11 protein-coding genes, 1 tRNA gene and 2 riboswitches are annotated in these 16423 nt (G+C 37.9%); of the genes, 4 read left to right on the forward strand and 8 right to left on the reverse strand.

The features are described from left to right. Positions 1 to 292: 292 nt before the first annotated feature. The 7 genes from ptsG to BMSHG_RS23790 form a co-directional block, all read right to left on the reverse strand. On the reverse strand, positions 293 to 2344 hold the full coding sequence (gene ptsG / locus BMSHG_RS23760) for a glucose-specific PTS transporter subunit IIBC (RefSeq protein ID WP_019156963.1): 2052 nt from the start codon (positions 2342 to 2344) through the stop codon (positions 293 to 295). 230 nt (positions 2345 to 2574) lie between these two features. Then, positions 2575 to 3417, reverse strand: coding sequence for a glucose PTS transporter transcription antiterminator GlcT (gene glcT, locus BMSHG_RS23765; RefSeq protein WP_019156964.1), 843 nt, complete (start codon positions 3415 to 3417; stop codon positions 2575 to 2577). A gap of 268 nt (positions 3418 to 3685) precedes the next feature. Beyond that, positions 3686 to 5014, reverse strand: a complete 1329-nt coding sequence (locus BMSHG_RS23770) for an NCS2 family permease (protein WP_019156965.1) — start codon at positions 5012 to 5014, stop codon at positions 3686 to 3688. A gap of 138 nt (positions 5015 to 5152) precedes the next feature. After that, positions 5153 to 5254: riboswitch (purine riboswitch) on the reverse strand. Between the two features lie 98 nt (positions 5255 to 5352). Further along, the gene (gene guaA / locus BMSHG_RS23775; protein ID WP_019156966.1) at positions 5353 to 6903 is read right to left on the reverse strand and encodes a glutamine-hydrolyzing GMP synthase; all 1551 of its coding nucleotides are present in this window, start codon (positions 6901 to 6903) and stop codon (positions 5353 to 5355) included. A 185-nt stretch (positions 6904 to 7088) separates the two neighbouring features. After that, positions 7089 to 7190: riboswitch (purine riboswitch) on the reverse strand. A gap of 241 nt (positions 7191 to 7431) precedes the next feature. Continuing rightward, positions 7432 to 9642: a DUF4129 domain-containing transglutaminase family protein gene (locus BMSHG_RS23780; RefSeq protein WP_019156967.1), complete on the reverse strand. Its 2211-nt coding sequence runs from the start codon at positions 9640 to 9642 to the stop codon at positions 7432 to 7434. Continuing rightward, positions 9642 to 10862, reverse strand: coding sequence for a DUF58 domain-containing protein (locus BMSHG_RS23785; protein WP_019156968.1), 1221 nt, complete (start codon positions 10860 to 10862; stop codon positions 9642 to 9644). Before BMSHG_RS23785 ends, BMSHG_RS23780 begins: the two co-directional genes overlap by 1 nt. A gap of 1 nt (position 10863) precedes the next feature. Then, positions 10864 to 11820, reverse strand: a complete 957-nt coding sequence (locus BMSHG_RS23790; protein ID WP_019156969.1) for an AAA family ATPase — start codon at positions 11818 to 11820, stop codon at positions 10864 to 10866. A gap of 564 nt (positions 11821 to 12384) precedes the next feature. Between BMSHG_RS23790 and BMSHG_RS23795 the strand changes: the two genes are divergently transcribed. After that, positions 12385 to 12458 (forward strand) — tRNA-Arg (locus BMSHG_RS23795). A 180-nt stretch (positions 12459 to 12638) separates the two neighbouring features. Here the strand turns inward: BMSHG_RS23795 and BMSHG_RS23800 are convergent. Then, positions 12639 to 12833 carry a hypothetical protein gene (locus tag BMSHG_RS23800; RefSeq protein ID WP_019156970.1) on the reverse strand — a complete coding sequence of 65 codons (195 nt, stop codon included), beginning with the start codon at positions 12831 to 12833 and terminating at the stop codon, positions 12639 to 12641. Positions 12834 to 13286: 453 nt separating this feature from the next. On the opposite strand from BMSHG_RS23800, the gene BMSHG_RS28630 reads away from it, so the two are divergent. The 3 genes from BMSHG_RS28630 (at position 13287) to BMSHG_RS23815 (ending at position 16100) form a co-directional block, all read left to right on the forward strand. Further along, positions 13287 to 13484, forward strand: a complete 198-nt coding sequence (locus tag BMSHG_RS28630; protein ID WP_019156971.1) for a hypothetical protein — start codon at positions 13287 to 13289, stop codon at positions 13482 to 13484. A gap of 21 nt (positions 13485 to 13505) precedes the next feature. Further along, positions 13506 to 14489: a UDP-glucose 4-epimerase GalE gene (galE, locus tag BMSHG_RS23810; RefSeq protein WP_019156972.1), complete on the forward strand. Its 984-nt coding sequence runs from the start codon at positions 13506 to 13508 to the stop codon at positions 14487 to 14489. Between the two features lie 513 nt (positions 14490 to 15002). Beyond that, on the forward strand, positions 15003 to 16100 hold the full coding sequence (locus BMSHG_RS23815; protein WP_019156973.1) for an ABC transporter ATP-binding protein: 1098 nt from the start codon (positions 15003 to 15005) through the stop codon (positions 16098 to 16100). Positions 16101 to 16423: the final 323 nt, after the last annotated feature.

Here is a 16423-nt window from a genome sequence, read left to right on the forward strand (position 1 = left end):
AATTTCGGTTGCTTTCTCTCAAGCAACTATATTAGAATAACATTTTCTTTAGCTAGTGTCAATAACTTTTTTCAAAAACATTTTTTCGAAAATAAACTGTTGCAAAAGCAGAAACTCATTCTAACGTAAATATAATCTTTCGTCTACCGTAACTTTATAATAGTCACTTTCAAAGACGACTTCCTAATAGTATCATCCACACAATAATAATGCAACAAGAAAATACATAGAAAAATTATCCAAATTAAAAAGTCGACCTTCTTGAAAAAAGGCCGACCCATTACTTCTTATATTAAGACTTTGAAATTTTGATAATATCCGCTTCACCCATATCCACTTCACCCTGTTTGGCTAAGACAACTTGCTCGCCTTCAGCTAGGTTCGTAAATACAACAGGTGTCATAATAGAAGGAACTTTATCTTTAATTGCCTCAAGATCTACTTTTAATAGAGGTTGTCCCTTTTGAACACGGTCATCTTCCTTGACTAACGCTTCAAAACCTTCACCTTTTAAGTTAACTGTATCGATTCCTACGTGAATAAGAATTTCTCGACCAGAGTCCGCTAAAATTCCTAAAGCATGCTTGGTTGGGAAAAAGTTGACGATTTTTCCATCTACCGGAGAAACGATAACTCCTTCAGTAGGTACAATCGCAAAACCATCGCCCATCATTTTTCCAGAGAAAACAGCATCAGGAACTTCTGTAATTGGTTTAATTTCACCTTTTAATGGTGATACAAAATCATCATTCCCTAATTTCATATCAGCTGGGGTTACATCTTCCGTCTGATTTGCGCCTTTAACAGGTGCTTTTTCAACTGGACGCGGTCTCTTTCCTTCCATTATATCTTTCATTTGTCCTTTAATGGTTTCGGAGCGAGGTCCAAAGATCGCTTGTATATTATTTCCTACTTCCAAAACGCCAGATGCACCTATTTTTTTCAAACGGTTTTTATCGACATTTCCAATATCATTTACAGATACACGAAGACGAGTAATACAAGCATCGAGATGAGAAATGTTTTCTTTTCCACCCATTGCGTCAAGAATATCGTAAGGAAGATCACTTGTTTTTCCTTGCGTTTCACCATCACTTTCATCCTCAACTTCACGCCCAGGAGTTTTTAAGTTAAACTTACGAATCGCAAAACGGAAACCAAAGTAATAAATAACCGCAAACACTAATCCGACTGGGATTACTAACCATGCGTTTGTTTGCGGGTTAATTAACCCGAATAAGATATAATCGATTAAACCACCAGAGAAAGTCATACCAATTTTCACATTTAAAAGATGCATGGTCATAAATGAAAGACCAGCAAAAATCGTGTGGATAACAAATAAAACAGGTGCTACGAATAAGAATGAGAATTCAATCGGCTCTGTGATCCCTGTTAAGAAAGCAGTTAGTGCAGCAGATGCCATTAAACCACCTACTACAACTTTTCTTTCCGGACGTGCTTCATGATAAATCGCTAAAGCTGCTGCTGGTAAACCGAACATCATGAATGGGAATTTCCCCGTCATAAAAGTACCTGCAGTTAAATCTTGAACATTGTCTCTAATTTGAGCCATGAAGATTTTTTGGTCTCCACGTATCGTTTGTCCTGCTGCATCTACATAGTTACCAAACTCATACCAGAATGGTGAATAGAAAATATGATGTAAACCAAATGGAATTAATGCACGTTCAATAACTCCAAAAATAAACGCAGATAATGTTAAGTTTGCATGTACCATGTTCTGCGAGAAGGCATTCAATCCATTTTGAATCGGCGGCCAAATGATAAGCATTAATAAACCTAAAAGTACTGCAGTTCCAGCCGTAATAATCGGAACAAATCGTTTTCCTGCAAAGAATCCTAAATAGGACGGAAGCTCAATTTCGTAAAAGCGATTGTAAAGTGATGCTGCGATAATCCCGATAATAATACCACCAAACACACCTGTTTGTAGAGTTGGAACACCGAGAACACTAGCATAATTTAGACCATTAACGTCCTCAGCTGTAATTCCTAGTGCTGTTCCCATTGTGACATTCATAATTAAGTAACCGATGATCGCAGCTAGTCCAGCGACCCCGTCACCACCAGCTAACCCGACGGCAACTCCTACTGCAAACAATACAGGTAGATTTCCGAAAACGATATCTCCAGCATTTTGCATAATTGCTGCGACTAAATCGACTCCACTGTTATCTAAAAATGGAGCTAATTCAAGTAAAGCAGGGTTTCTAAGAGCAGCACCCAATGCTAACAAAATACCTGCTGCCGGTAAAAGTGCTACTGGTAGCATTAATGCTTTACCAACTTTTTGTAACACACCAAACATTTTTTTGAACATGTTGTTTACCTCCTAAAATATTTTCAACTCATTAAGTTTTGCTTACTTTCAAAAACACAAAAAAGGCATGAGGAAAAAATAACTGAAAAGAGCTATTTGGGTATAGCGTACCCTCTAAACTCTAATTCAATCATATTTTTCACTCATGCCTGATCGTATCAGTAACACGTGATATTATAGCCGAAAGCGAATTCAATTTTATATATGAAGACTTCTTACGGAAATTTAAACTATTTAACTTTTTTTTGGAGCCTTTGTAAATGCATCGTTAAATATACCGCCTCAGCATTATAAACGGGCTTCTTCAATTCTTGTTGCATCACCTTAATGAGTTTCCATGAAAGATTGTAACACACCGGATATTCTTCCTTCAAGAGCAAACTTATTTTTTCTGGCTCTTCTACTTTTTCCCCAGAATGAACCCGTTCTATCGTGAAACGAATATGGCGGACAAGACGCATATAATCAATACTTTCCTTGTCTAATTGAATGCTTAATCGTTCTTCAATCATATTTACCAATTTCGTTACGAGTTGAGAATGACGGTTCACATCCGAAAGATTTTTATTCATAATTGCCGAATGAATATGAAGAGCAATAAACCCTATCTCTCCCTCTGGAAGGGAGATCTTCGTTTTTTCTTCAATCAATTTCACAATGTCACGAGCAATATCAAACTCAAACGGATATAGCGCTTTCGTTTCCACTAAAAAAGGATTACTCATTTCCATCCCTTTTGAAAGTCTTGAGACAGCAAACAATAAATGATCCGTTAGCGCAACATGGATATGTTCATTCAATGTTGCCCTTGTTCGTTCCTTGATCAATTCAATACAAGAAATAAAGACCTCTAGTAAATCATTATCTAAAAAAGGAAGCAACTTTATGTAGTTTTTTTGCTCCTTTTCATCTTTCAAAACAAAGAGTTTTTCTACTATTGATGGATCAATGCTGTCACCTTGCTTCCGATTGAAGCCGATTCCTTTTCCAATGATGACGACTTCCCCATAGGTTGGATGATTCCCTATTAACACATTATTATTGAGCGCTTTCAATACTTTTAATTGATTCATCGTTTCTCCTCTTTCATCACACTCATTCCTTAATGCTATATAAAATCCAGCAAAGAATCAACTAAAAAAAGACCCTTTTCACATACTTTGTTGCTTCTGAAGAGCAATGAGCCATTATCTCCTCTCAGGGATTAAAATGAGGAAGCGAAAAGCGTCGTCATACAATTAATGTATAAGCTTCTGTTTTTAACGAAAAACCACAATTTATGCAAAAACAAGAAAAAAAGAACCACACAACGATCGTGTGATTCTTCATATCGATTATTCCTTATTTTAAGAAGATAAAATAGAGAACAAAGATGACAAATAATCCGTACATAATTGGGTGAATCTCTTTTGCTCTTCCTTTTACTAACATTGTAATTGGGTAGAAAATGAATCCAATCGCAATCCCAGTTGCAATGCTATAAGTTAATGGCATAGCTAAAATTGTTAGGAAAGCAGGAACTGCAATTTCGAATTTCGTCCAATCAATTTTTCCAAGAGAAGCAACCATCAAGACCCCAACAATGATTAGTGCAGGCGCAGTAACCGCTGATGTAACCACTGATAAAACCGGGAAGAAGAATAACGATAATAAGAATAAAACAGCTGTTACGATGGAAGCAAATCCTGTTCTCGCACCTGCAGCAACACCTGCAGAAGACTCGATATAAGAAGTTGTAGTAGATGTACCCAATACAGCACCTGCCACAGTTGCAGCTGAATCAGCAAAAAGGGCTTTGCCAGCTCGAGGTAATTTATTATCCTTCATAAGACCAGCTTGGTTTGCAACACCAACTAAAGTTCCTGCAGTATCAAAGAAGTCAACAAAAAGGAATGTTAACACAACAACGAGCATTTGCGTTGTAAAGAATGAACTATCCCCAAATGCACCAAATGCTGCACCAAACGTTGGTGTTATGTCTGGAATGGCATCAACAATTTTATCTGGAGTATTAATTAAGCCAAAAATCATTCCAACAATGGCTGTAATCACCATTCCGAAAAAAATTCCACCTTTAATGCCTTTTGTCATTAAAATTACCGTTACAATAATTCCGAAAACAGCAAGTAATACATTAGGATCATGGATATCGCCTAATACAACTAAAGTTGAATCATCATTGACAATAATTTTTGCATTTTGCGCACCAACAAATGTAATAAACAATCCGATACCAGCACTAACAGCAAACTTTAATTCAGCTGGAATGGCGTTAATGATTTTTTCACGAATGCCTGAAAGAGTTAACAAAACAAAGATAAGTCCGGAGATTAATACTCCACCTAATGCGTGTTGCCATGGAATCCCCATCGTTAACACAACTGTAAAAGCAAAGAAAGCATTTAAACCCATACCTGGAGCTAAAGCAATTGGATATTTTGCAAGTAATCCCATTAAGAGAGAACCGATAGCTGCTGCCACTGCAGTTGCCACGAATACCGCTCCCATATCCATTCTCATTTCATCTGGTAAATCTGGAATATCTGATAGAGAAAGCATAATTGGGTTTACAACTAAAATGTAAGCCATTGATAAAAAAGTAGTTAAACCACCGATGATTTCACGTCGATAGTTTGTACCGAGCTGTTCAAACTGGAAATAATTCTTCATTCCTTCGATTCCCCCTAATTACTTGTCATCGTTACTTCATATATTCAAGAAATAAAAAAACGCCCCACTTATACCAGGAGCGTTGACAACGAGTTTATGAAATAATCGAAAAAAGAGAATAAATAATAGCATTAACCGTTCGATTATCACTTACTTCGTAGTCAAGCCATTTACGGTAGCCTGGTAGAAACTTTTGGGCCATATCCCCAATATTATACGATGTATACGACTTTATTAAATTCTTTTTCATTTTAGCAACAACACTTGCCTACGTCAATAGAAAAAACGAACATTTTTTAATGTTCGTTTTCGAATGTTCGTGTATTTTACAAAATATTCTATTCCCACTCAATCGTAGCAGGCGGTTTACTGGTTATATCATACACTACGCGGTTGATATGACTAACTTCGTTCACGATACGTGTTGAAATCACTTCAAGGACATCCCAAGGGATTCTTGCCCAGTCTGATGTCATTCCATCAATGGAAGTGACTGCACGGATTCCAATTGTATAGTCGTATGTTCTCGCATCTCCCATGACACCAACACTGCGAATGTCCGGAAGAACGGTGAAGTACTGCCAAATGTCACGATCTAATCCAGCCTTTTTAATTTCTTCACGTAAAATCCAGTCAGATTCACGCACAATTTCAAGCTTGTCCTCTGAAATTTCTCCTAAAACGCGAATTCCAAGACCCGGTCCTGGGAATGGCTGTCTCCAAACAATTTCATCTGGAATTCCTAATTCTGTTCCTAGAGCGCGAACTTCATCTTTAAAGAGGGTGTTTAACGGTTCAATTAATGTAAATTGCATGTCTTCTGGAAGACCACCCACATTATGATGTGATTTAATCGTCTGCGCGGTTGCCGTACCACTTTCGATAATATCCGTGTAGAGCGTCCCTTGAGCAAGGAATTCAATTCCTTTTAGCTTTGTTGCTTCATCATCAAATACATAAATAAATTCATTTCCGATGATTTTGCGTTTTTTCTCCGGATCGCTAACCCCTTGAAGTTTGGATAAGAAACGATCTTTCGCATCGACTTTAATGACGTTCATATTGAAACCATCAGCAAAAGTTTTCATCACGCTGTCCGCTTCGCCTTTGCGCAATAAACCATGGTCAACAAAAATACATGTTAATTGATCACCAATCGCTTTATGAATCAATACCGCTACAACAGAAGAATCTACCCCACCACTTAGAGCACAAAGAACTTTTTTATCTCCAACGGTTTGACGGATTTTTTCCATTTCAATTTCAATGAAGTTCTCCATTGACCAATTGCCTTTGCATTGACATACATTGAAAACAAAGTTCTTCAAAAGCTCATTTCCATATTGGGAATGGCGCACTTCTGGATGGAATTGAACGGCATAAAGATTGCGAGACTCATCACTCATCGCCGAAATCGGACATGAAGGACTAGTAGCGTCTACAGTAAAACCTGCAGGTGCTTCAACCACTAGGTCACCATGACTCATCCAAACGATTTGTTCTTGTGGAAGCTGACCAAAAATTCTAGTCTCATTTTCAATTTTAATTTCTGCTTTCCCGTACTCACGATTCTTAGCCGGTTCTACCTTTCCATTAAAATGCTGTGTCATTAGCTGCATGCCATAGCAAATCCCCAAAACGGGGAGTCCTAATTCAAAAATCGCTTCGTCAGCACGGAAGGAATTTTCATCATAAACGCTGTTCGGACCACCAGAGAAAATAACTCCCGTTGCATTCATTTGCTTAATTTCTTCTGCCGTGATCGTATGTGGGTGAAGTTCACTATACACACCAAATTCACGTATTCTTCGCGTAATTAATTGATTATATTGACTCCCAAAATCCAACACGACAATTTTTTCTTGACTCTTCAAACCTTCAATCGTCATCTCTTACGTTCACCTCATTATTCGTTCTCAGTCTAGTTTGCCTCAATATTCCCTTATAAACTCCATCTAAAAAGAGCTTCTATACAACCTCATAAACGGTACCTTTTTCCAGTCTCCTAATAAAAAAACTAGAATTCCCCTCATAAAAAATGATCTGAAGGCAGAATTCTAGTTTCATAGCACAAATAGAATGATCCTGCCTTCATAGTCAAATCATTTAAGGTGATTCGGTAGAGACTCTCGGACCATATTACCGAGGATATATGAAGGATTCATGTATTAAACGCTCATCGTTTCGCTATTTTCGCAAGCAATGCTGTTATTTGTAAACGTCTAGTTTTTTTCAATACGAAACAAATCTAGACATTTACGTCAAATACATAGTTCTGAATTACACTTTATTTTCGCACGACATTTTTCTTCGTGAATCAAACAGGATAATTCTTTATATTTAGATTTATTAACAACAAAGTTTCAGAAAAAAGCCTTTCAATTAAGACATATTGTAACAACACGAAGATCGGCAGGTCAAGCTATTGTTTTTTTAATTAAATTTTCCCACAATTCTTTAGTATTTTCCCAACTTCCATCTTGTAATTTTCCCTTATAAACATATTGCTCATAGGTGGAAGTTAAAGCGCTCATTTCTCCACTGGAAAAATAATAATCGATATAGCGAGCATACTCTCTTAATGTCTGTTCTGGTTTTCTCTTTAATCCATATCGCTCCAATTGCTTCAGTAACGTAACATAAGCGACAGGGAAATCCTCATCCTTCTTCCTTTTCTTAAATCGGAACAGAAGGTAGTACGGAAGCCACTTTAATCTTTTTCTATAAATCATGTAAGAAATCAACGCTAGAACGATCATTGACCCAATCATCCATTCCCAATGCGTTTGGAAAAATTGCTTAATCTTATCCCCCAGATCACTCCATGAAAAAGTCGATGTTGGAGATTCTAAAGGTGCTTCTTTTTCTTCTGGCTTCTCCACTTCAGGTGCTTCTGGTGCTTCCAATACATCATCTTGCTGATTCGTTTGCTCATTATCAAGATCATTTGAAATTTGAACGTTATTGGAGAACCCTTTAGTTGGTTCAAATGGAACCCATCCTACTTCTGGCAAAAACACTTCAACCCATGAGTGGGCATTATTATTCGTGATTACGTATAATCTTTGTCCAGAATCGGTCATCCCACGAAAATCGCCTTCTGTGTAGCCTTTTACCCAACGGGCAGGAATGCCAATGGATCGTAGCATCACAACCATCGAAGTTGAAAAGTTATCACAGTAACCCTTTTGCGTTTCAAAAAGAAATTGGTCGACATAATCCTCGTTTCTTCCAGGAACAGCCACATCCCGTTGGTCATATTGGAAATCGACGCGACCAAAATATTGTTCAATTGTTTTTGCTTTGTCATACCAATTTTCTTTATCCTGAGTCAACTCAATTGCCAAGTCCCTTACCCTCTCAGGTAACGAATCAGGTAACTGTGTATAATGCTCCATAAACTCTTCTGTTAAAAGCGGATGGTTTTGATCCACCGCACTCGTCATTCTACTCATACTAAATCTTGGAGATTCATATTCCACTGTATATTGACCAATTCCAGGAAGATTACCTAGCTCTGCGCCATAAATTTTTTCCAAACTTACATCCACTTCATAAGAATGACCCACATCATTTTCGACATGCTTTAAACCTAGTGGATAGATAATGTGTGGATACTGAGCAAGCGGTCTAACGATCGCAGTTCGTTCATCCACTTTCATTTCCTCATCTGAATAACTGGAGATCGGAAACTCTTCATCCATATCAAAAGCGATTCTTTCTCCATTTTCTTCTGCAGATATCCAACCTTTCCCTGTATAGACATCCTTCGTTTCTACCTTCCAATATTGACGATGATCCGCTTCAGTCTCATACACAACCGTATCATCTGGTAAAAACGGACCTCCAAGATTGGTATCATTCTCTCCATAGCCTACTTTTTTTGCTCCGGTCAAACCTTCGCCACTATCTTGTGAATAAGACTTAATATATGGAACCGGATCCGGCCAAATCGGACTTGCCTTCGGTGCAATATACCCAATAATTACACTGACTCCTAACATCACTACGAATGGAGCAAGCCATTTTTTCACAAAACCAGGTGGCATTTGTAATTTTTCGCGGTCTAAAATGCGATAAAACGTCAGAATCCCCATAAGAGCAAAGCCCACTATGATTGTTCGTACAATCGCAAATTTCGCTTCATATGGGGTAAATGTATCAAGAACCGTAATATACAACAACGTCATGAAAAAGAAAATGAAGATTTGCTTACGATTGATGAGCCAATACCGAAGCAAATAGGCCATCAGCCCAAGCAATATGAAGAAAAGAATACTGCGGAAATCATCAGTTAGGGAAGTCCAATCCCCTTGAAAAACCGCTCGCATATTATCGATTAAGCTATCTGCAATAGTGAGAAGCCATTTTAATCGAAAAAAAGACCCTTCGTAATACAAGAAATTAATCGTGTAAAGAACATATAGCAGCTTAATCCCATTACGTAAAAACACATTCACTTTCAGAAGTGCTAAAACAAGAGAAACGACTAAGAAGATAATAAAAACACCTAAATTCGCTGTGTCTGTTAGCTGCTCTAACGGTCTTAGCCACTCCCATAATAGAAAAAAGCCACAAATGTATAGACAGACATTCAGCATATTGCCTTTCACTTTTTCCCCACTCATTATCCCCTATTCACCTCCGAAAAGGCTTCAGAAAAATGACCAGCGTGAACGAACATCACTCGTACCCCTCTTGCATTCGCTTCACTTTTCAAAACGATTTCTTTTTCAGTGGCCACTTCCTTTTCTTCTTTTATTAAAAATATCGTCAAGTTTCCTTTTCTTGCTGAAAACTGACTCGCTTTTTCCACTAGCTCTTTTGTTAATTGAGAAGTGATGAGCATAATGGAAGCATTTTGCCACATCATAAAACTCTCACTTTCAAGTACGGTATCTAATGTAACCGAGCTCCGATCCTTTATTTTCGCCAAGTGGTAAAATAACTGCTGTTGATAGGCTTCACCACTTTGAATCGGAAATTGTCCTCGTTCCTCACTATAAGTAAGAAGTCCAACTTGAGCACCTTTGCGAAAGATAGCCCTTAAAAGTGAGGCAGTAAAGGAGACAATGGCTTCAAACCGCTTTTCTGGAGCGCAGTCCATGATTAAAAGAACATCATGAGATTTTCTCTGTTCAAACTCTTTCGTCATAATATCATTTCTTTTCGCAGAGGCCTTCCAGTTAATCCAAGAATAGCGATCACCAGGCTGATATTCCCGTATCCCAATTGCCATCGACGTATCGCGTTGAACCCTTTCCTTCGACGCTGTCATCCCTTGTTCATAGTGATTATCCATTGGTCGATAAAGAAGGTCTTCATAAGGAGGATAAACAATGATTTTATCATCCTCAGTTTCAAAATGAATTTGTTTTTCAACCAGTCCCAAAGGATCTCCAAATCGAATTTGAATCCCCTTTAAGTGATGCTCTCCACGAGGGAGAGATTGAATCGTATACTCAAAATCGATTTCCTTTCGAAAATGGGGAAATACGAAAGCTTTCATTTGACTTTTTTGCATTGGAGCTAGAAGTTCATTGCTTAAATCATCCTCAATTATCATATAAAAAAGAGGAAAAGAGGAGGGACGCTTCAATTTAATTTTCACATTTAGCTTTTCACCGGCATGGTATTCTTCTTTCACAAGTTCTCTTTTCACTGTTAAATGCTTAACTCCGAAGAGTACCAGGACAATGCTGTACAAGGCGAAAGGAAGAAAGCTGTAAAATAAAAACCAACTTACAAATCCACCTTGAAACATCGCATAAGAAAAAGTCACCACTAGTAAAAATAAAAGGACTAATAGCTTCCAAATATGCTTAATACGGTTTAGAAAATCTCTCATTTTATTTCACTAGCCTTTGAACCGGAATAGGCACACGAGCTAATACGCGTTGCATAACATCCTCTGCAGAAATCCCTTCAAACTTCGCCTCCGATTTTAAAATAATTCGGTGCGCCAACACATATGGTGCTAAAAATTGTATGTCATCTGGAAGGACATAATCTCGTCTATACATATAAGCATAAGCCTGTGCTGCCTTCATAAGCGCAATCGAACCACGAGGACTAGCCCCTAAATAGACGTTACTACTTGACCGTGTTTCATTGACAACATCAACAATGTAACGTTTAATCGTATCGTCCACGGTTACGAGTTTAATATTTTCTTGTAGCTCACGAAGGTCATCTAAATCAATCACCGCTTCTAGTTCCTCAATCGGTGTCGACGTTTGAGCTCGATTTAACACTTCCATCTCTTCTGCAACATCTGGATAACCCATTTTCATTTTTAATAAAAAGCGATCGAGCTGCGCTTCTGGTAAAGGATACGTTCCTTCGTATTCAATTGGATTTTGGGTCGCCATGACAAAGAAAGGTTTTTCAAGTCGATGGGTTACACCGTCAATCGTCACGCTGCTTTCCTCCATTCCCTCAAGCAACGCAGATTGGGTTTTAGGCGAGGTACGGTTAATTTCATCTGCTAAAATAATATTGCCCATAATCGGTCCTGGTCTGAATTGAAATTCCAGTTCCTTCGGATTGTAAATCGAAACACCTGTTACATCAGATGGAAGAAGATCAGGGGTAAACTGAATACGTCGAAATTTGGCGTTTACTGATTTAGCTAGTGCACGAACCATCATCGTTTTCCCTACACCAGGGACATCCTCAAGGAGTACATGACCCCCAGAGAGCAAAGCAACCAAGCTTAATTCCGCCACATTTCTTTTTCCAATCATAACTCTTTCTATATTCTCTAAGATCTTTCCGATCGTTGGATTCATTTCTTCGTGTGTCATGCTTTCCCTCCCGCAATTTACTTTTGATGTTTTCTCTATCATACCTTAATTTCGCCACTATTCTGCAAAATTCCTCTTAAAAGGGGAAATTTAACAGTACGTTAATATGGTCATTTATAATTTATCAGTTCGGTCGTTCTCTACTCTTACCCTCGTTTGTTGTCCTAATAACCTTGTATTATTGATGTAACTCCTGAGAGCTTGTTCTACTTTTTGCTACAGTCGAGTTAGTAGTTTGATATTGTCCGAAAGTTTCTATTATGGTAACTTCATGTTTTAAGGGTAATACTTGACCTTTTCTGAGAATAACTTATAATAGTTAATGCCTGCGCATTGGAAAATATGGGTATCTTAAGGGGGGCACACCGCTTCTTAAGTAAGTTTTCGTGTGAGCCGTACTACCTTTATATGTCCCAGTAGCTCAGTTGGATAGAGCACGATCGAATATGCTTCCTTGGTTTTTCCTCAGCGTACTGATTGAGCCACTCCTTGAGTTTACTTTCTGAAATCAGGACGACAGTTTCCTTTTGTGTGAACTAAAAAATCGTCCATTTTACCTTATATGTCCCAGTAGCTCAGTTGGATAGAGCAACAGTTTCCTAAACTGTAGGTCGGGGGTTCGAATCCCTTCTGGGACGCTTGAAGAAATCCTTTTTTTATAAAGGATTTCTTTATTTTTATCGAATAAAATTGGCTTTAATCTATGATTGGGAGCGAAAGCGAATTTCATCTATCTTAGATGAAAGCAAGACCATTAACAGTTCCTTCAAGTTTGATTAGGTCAGAATAAAAACGCTTGACACTATGCCTAAGCGTTTTCAAACGGAACATTGCGAGAGCATAATAATTCCACCTATAATTATTACTAAAGTAATAACTTTTGATAGGCATCCACCTTTTGTTAATGCTCCTAAATCTCCGACCATTGAGCGGTTAACAGCGTTTGAGAAATTGATCATTGGGTTTTTCTTATATTCTTCTATTTGCTTTTTGTCTTGGTCATCTCGCTTCATGAAACCACCCTTAAATTGCACTATATAGAATCTTAGACAAAACAGGTTATAAAGAAATTTCAAAGAGTAGCAAATCGTAATCAGAATATTGAATGGAAAAGAGATATTTTAATACTGAGCTAATACTTTGATATATAAAAAATCCCCTTCGCTCCCCTTTAAAATTATAATTACGTAGTCACTCAAATTATTACACCAGAATTCACCTCGACTAAACTCCGCTGTTTATTGGGATTCGTAATAGTATCTATTTATTAAAGTTACCGCGCTTAACACCAGCATTTAACTTCACTATTTACTTCGTTGAAAAAACCCATATTCCATTCCAACACTTTTCTAGCAAAAAAATAACCTTATCATTCAAGAAGAGTACTTATATGGTTAAATTGTTACTATAAAAAACATCCAATATAATGGTATAATTAGGCAATTATACACAGAGGTGATTACCATATGATGATAGAGGAAAATGTCGGAATGTTAGGGGCCTTTGCACTTGTTCCGATTTTAATGATTATTACATATATAGCCCTTGTCGGATTTACCATTTGGTTTTGCGTTAGTCTGATTAAAGCACAAAGAGAAAGAAATCAAATTTTAAAAGATATCTCAGCTAGATTAAATCAAGTGAATCTAAATAAGAAAGAGTAACGTTAACGGAGGATTTTTAATATGAGTGTATTGGTTTTAGGCGGGGCTGGTTATATAGGATCTCATGCTGTTTATCAGCTCATAGACCAAGGTGAAAAAGTTGTCATTATTGATAATCTCGAAACTGGACACGAAGGGGCTATCCATCCAGAAGCAACGTTCTATAAAGGAGATATTCGTCATATCGATTTCGTTCGCTCTGTATTTGAGAAAGAATCAATTGATTCCGTTCTCCACTTTGCTGCTAATTCATTGGTTGGGGAATCGATGGAAAATCCCCTTAAATACTTTGATAACAATGTGCACGGTACCCAGGTGTTGCTCCAAGTGATGACCGAATTCAATGTTAGCAAAATTGTCTTCTCTTCAACAGCTGCAACCTACGGAGAACCAAATACGATTCCGATTACAGAGGCGCTGCCCACGAACCCAACGAATACATATGGGGAAACGAAATTAATGATGGAAAAAATTATGAGATGGGTCGAGAAAGCTCATGGGATCAAGTATGTTTCTTTGCGCTATTTTAATGTTGCTGGGGCTAGAGAAACGGCTGAAATTGGTGAGGATCATCGGCCCGAAACTCATTTAATCCCACTCCTTCTCCAAACCGCACTGGGGCAGCGGTCACATATTACTATTTTTGGAGAGGATTACGATACAGCAGATGGTACATGTATTCGTGATTATATTCATGTGGAAGATTTAATCGATGCTCATCTATTAGCTCTAAAGTATTTAAGAGAAGGTGGAAAGAGTGATCTCTTCAACCTTGGAAGTAGCCAAGGATTCTCTGTAAAAGAAATGATCGATACAGCAAGACATGTAACAGGTGAGGAGATCCCCGCCATCAGCGGCTCGCGAAGAGCCGGTGATCCGAGTACTTTAATTGCAAGCTCTGAAAAAGCAAAACAAGTCTTAGGATGGAATCCCATTCGAACATCTATTACAAAAATAATAGAAGATGCTTGGAAGTGGCATTCTACGCATCCCAATGGTTATTGAAATAAATATATGGCCAAAAATCCTGACAGCAAAGAATTTCACGTGCTGAGTATCAGGATTTTTTTCAATGCTTATTAAGTTCTTTTTAACTATTTCATATGTGTGATTGATGAAGTTACGGTTAAGCTTCATCATAGCATTTTAAGGGGAAGTTTTGTTGAAAGAGGCATAGTGTATAGGTTTCTTAATAGAAATACTGACAAAGAAAGAAATGGCTACGATTGTCCATCTATTACTCTCTTATGAAAAAGTCTTCCATGGATTTTTTTGCAAGACGTAAGCAAATAGTATCACAACAAAAATGACTTTAACAACACTTTTTTCACGTTATTATTGTGAACAAAACCTAGCGCCAGCTTTGTGATTTTCATCCATTTATAAAAGCTCCACCATTTCATTGGCACTTTGCCTAAAAACCTCACTTTATTTTTGTGCAAGATGCCATTGTCCAAAATTGTCATAAAAGATAGACTGTTCTTGTAAGCCTTTTCAAAACATAGGGAGGTTAAATGAATGGCAGAATTGAAATTAGATCACATTTATAAAATATACGACAATAAAGTAACAGCGGTAGAGGACTTCAATCTAAAAATTGAAGATAAGGAGTTCGTGGTTTTTGTTGGACCATCAGGATGCGGAAAATCAACAACTCTACGTATGATTGCAGGGCTCGAGGAAATTTCTAAAGGGGATTTATATATTGATGAACGCCGTGTCAATGACGTTCCTCCTAAGGACAGAGATATTGCGATGGTTTTCCAAAACTATGCTCTTTATCCGCATATGACCGTGTATGATAATATGGCATTTGGACTAAAGCTTCGTAAATTCTCTAAACAAGAGATTGAAAAGCGTGTAAATGAAGCAGCGAAAATTTTGGGCCTTGAAACGTACTTAACGCGTAAACCAAAAGCTCTTTCTGGTGGACAGCGTCAGCGTGTTGCCTTGGGTCGTGCGATTGTTCGTGATGCAAAGGTATTCTTAATGGATGAACCTTTATCCAATCTTGATGCAAAGTTACGTGTACAAATGCGAGCGGAAATTGTTAAACTACACCGCCGTCTCGAAACAACGACGATTTACGTTACTCACGATCAAACCGAAGCGATGACGATGGCTACTCGTCTTGTTGTAATGAAGGATGGAGTGATTCAGCAAGTTGGAGCTCCAAAAGAAGTATATGAAAACCCGGAAAACATCTTTGTAGGCGGATTTATTGGTTCTCCTTCCATGAACTTTTTCAATGGCAACATAGAAGAGGGAAAATTCGTTGCTGGCAATACATCGATTTCAATTCCAGAAGGCAAAATGAAGATGTTACGTACTCAAGGATATGTAGGAAAAGAAGTGGTCCTTGGAATTAGACCAGAAGATATTCATGATGAACAGCTATTTATCGAGGCATCTCAAGGATCCAAGATCCAGTTACATGTCGACGTTGCTGAACTTACAGGGGCAGAAACGATGATCTACTCCTCTCTTGAAGGCCAAGACTTTGTTGCTCGCGTCGATTCACGTAGCCAGCTTTCACCAGGGCAAACAATTGATGTGGCATTCGATATGAACAAAGTCCATTTCTTTGATAAAGAAACGGAAATGAGAATTCGATAAAAATGAACAAAGCCCCTACAAAATGTAGGAAGCTTCCGGTTTGACGAATTCAATCCAAACATCTCTCACCCTTAAGCGGAGTTTTTCCTGTTATCTCCTCAATGAAGTCCCTTTTAGGGGAAATAACGGAAGATTTTCCGCTTATGAAGGGCAAAAGCGTTTATTTTGGCATTTTTTCAGTGAATAGCAGGAATTTCTCCTGTTATTTCGGCTCTTTTTCATGATGGTAGCTCATTAAGCGGAATTTTTCCTGCTATTTTTCATGCCAATACGTCAACTGTCCACAAGTCGAGGGAATTTATAAATTCCAAATAAAAAGGAGA

Source organism: Robertmurraya massiliosenegalensis JC6 (assembly GCF_000311725.1).
In the GTDB taxonomy this organism is placed as follows: domain Bacteria; phylum Bacillota; class Bacilli; order Bacillales; family Cytobacillaceae; genus Robertmurraya; species Robertmurraya massiliosenegalensis.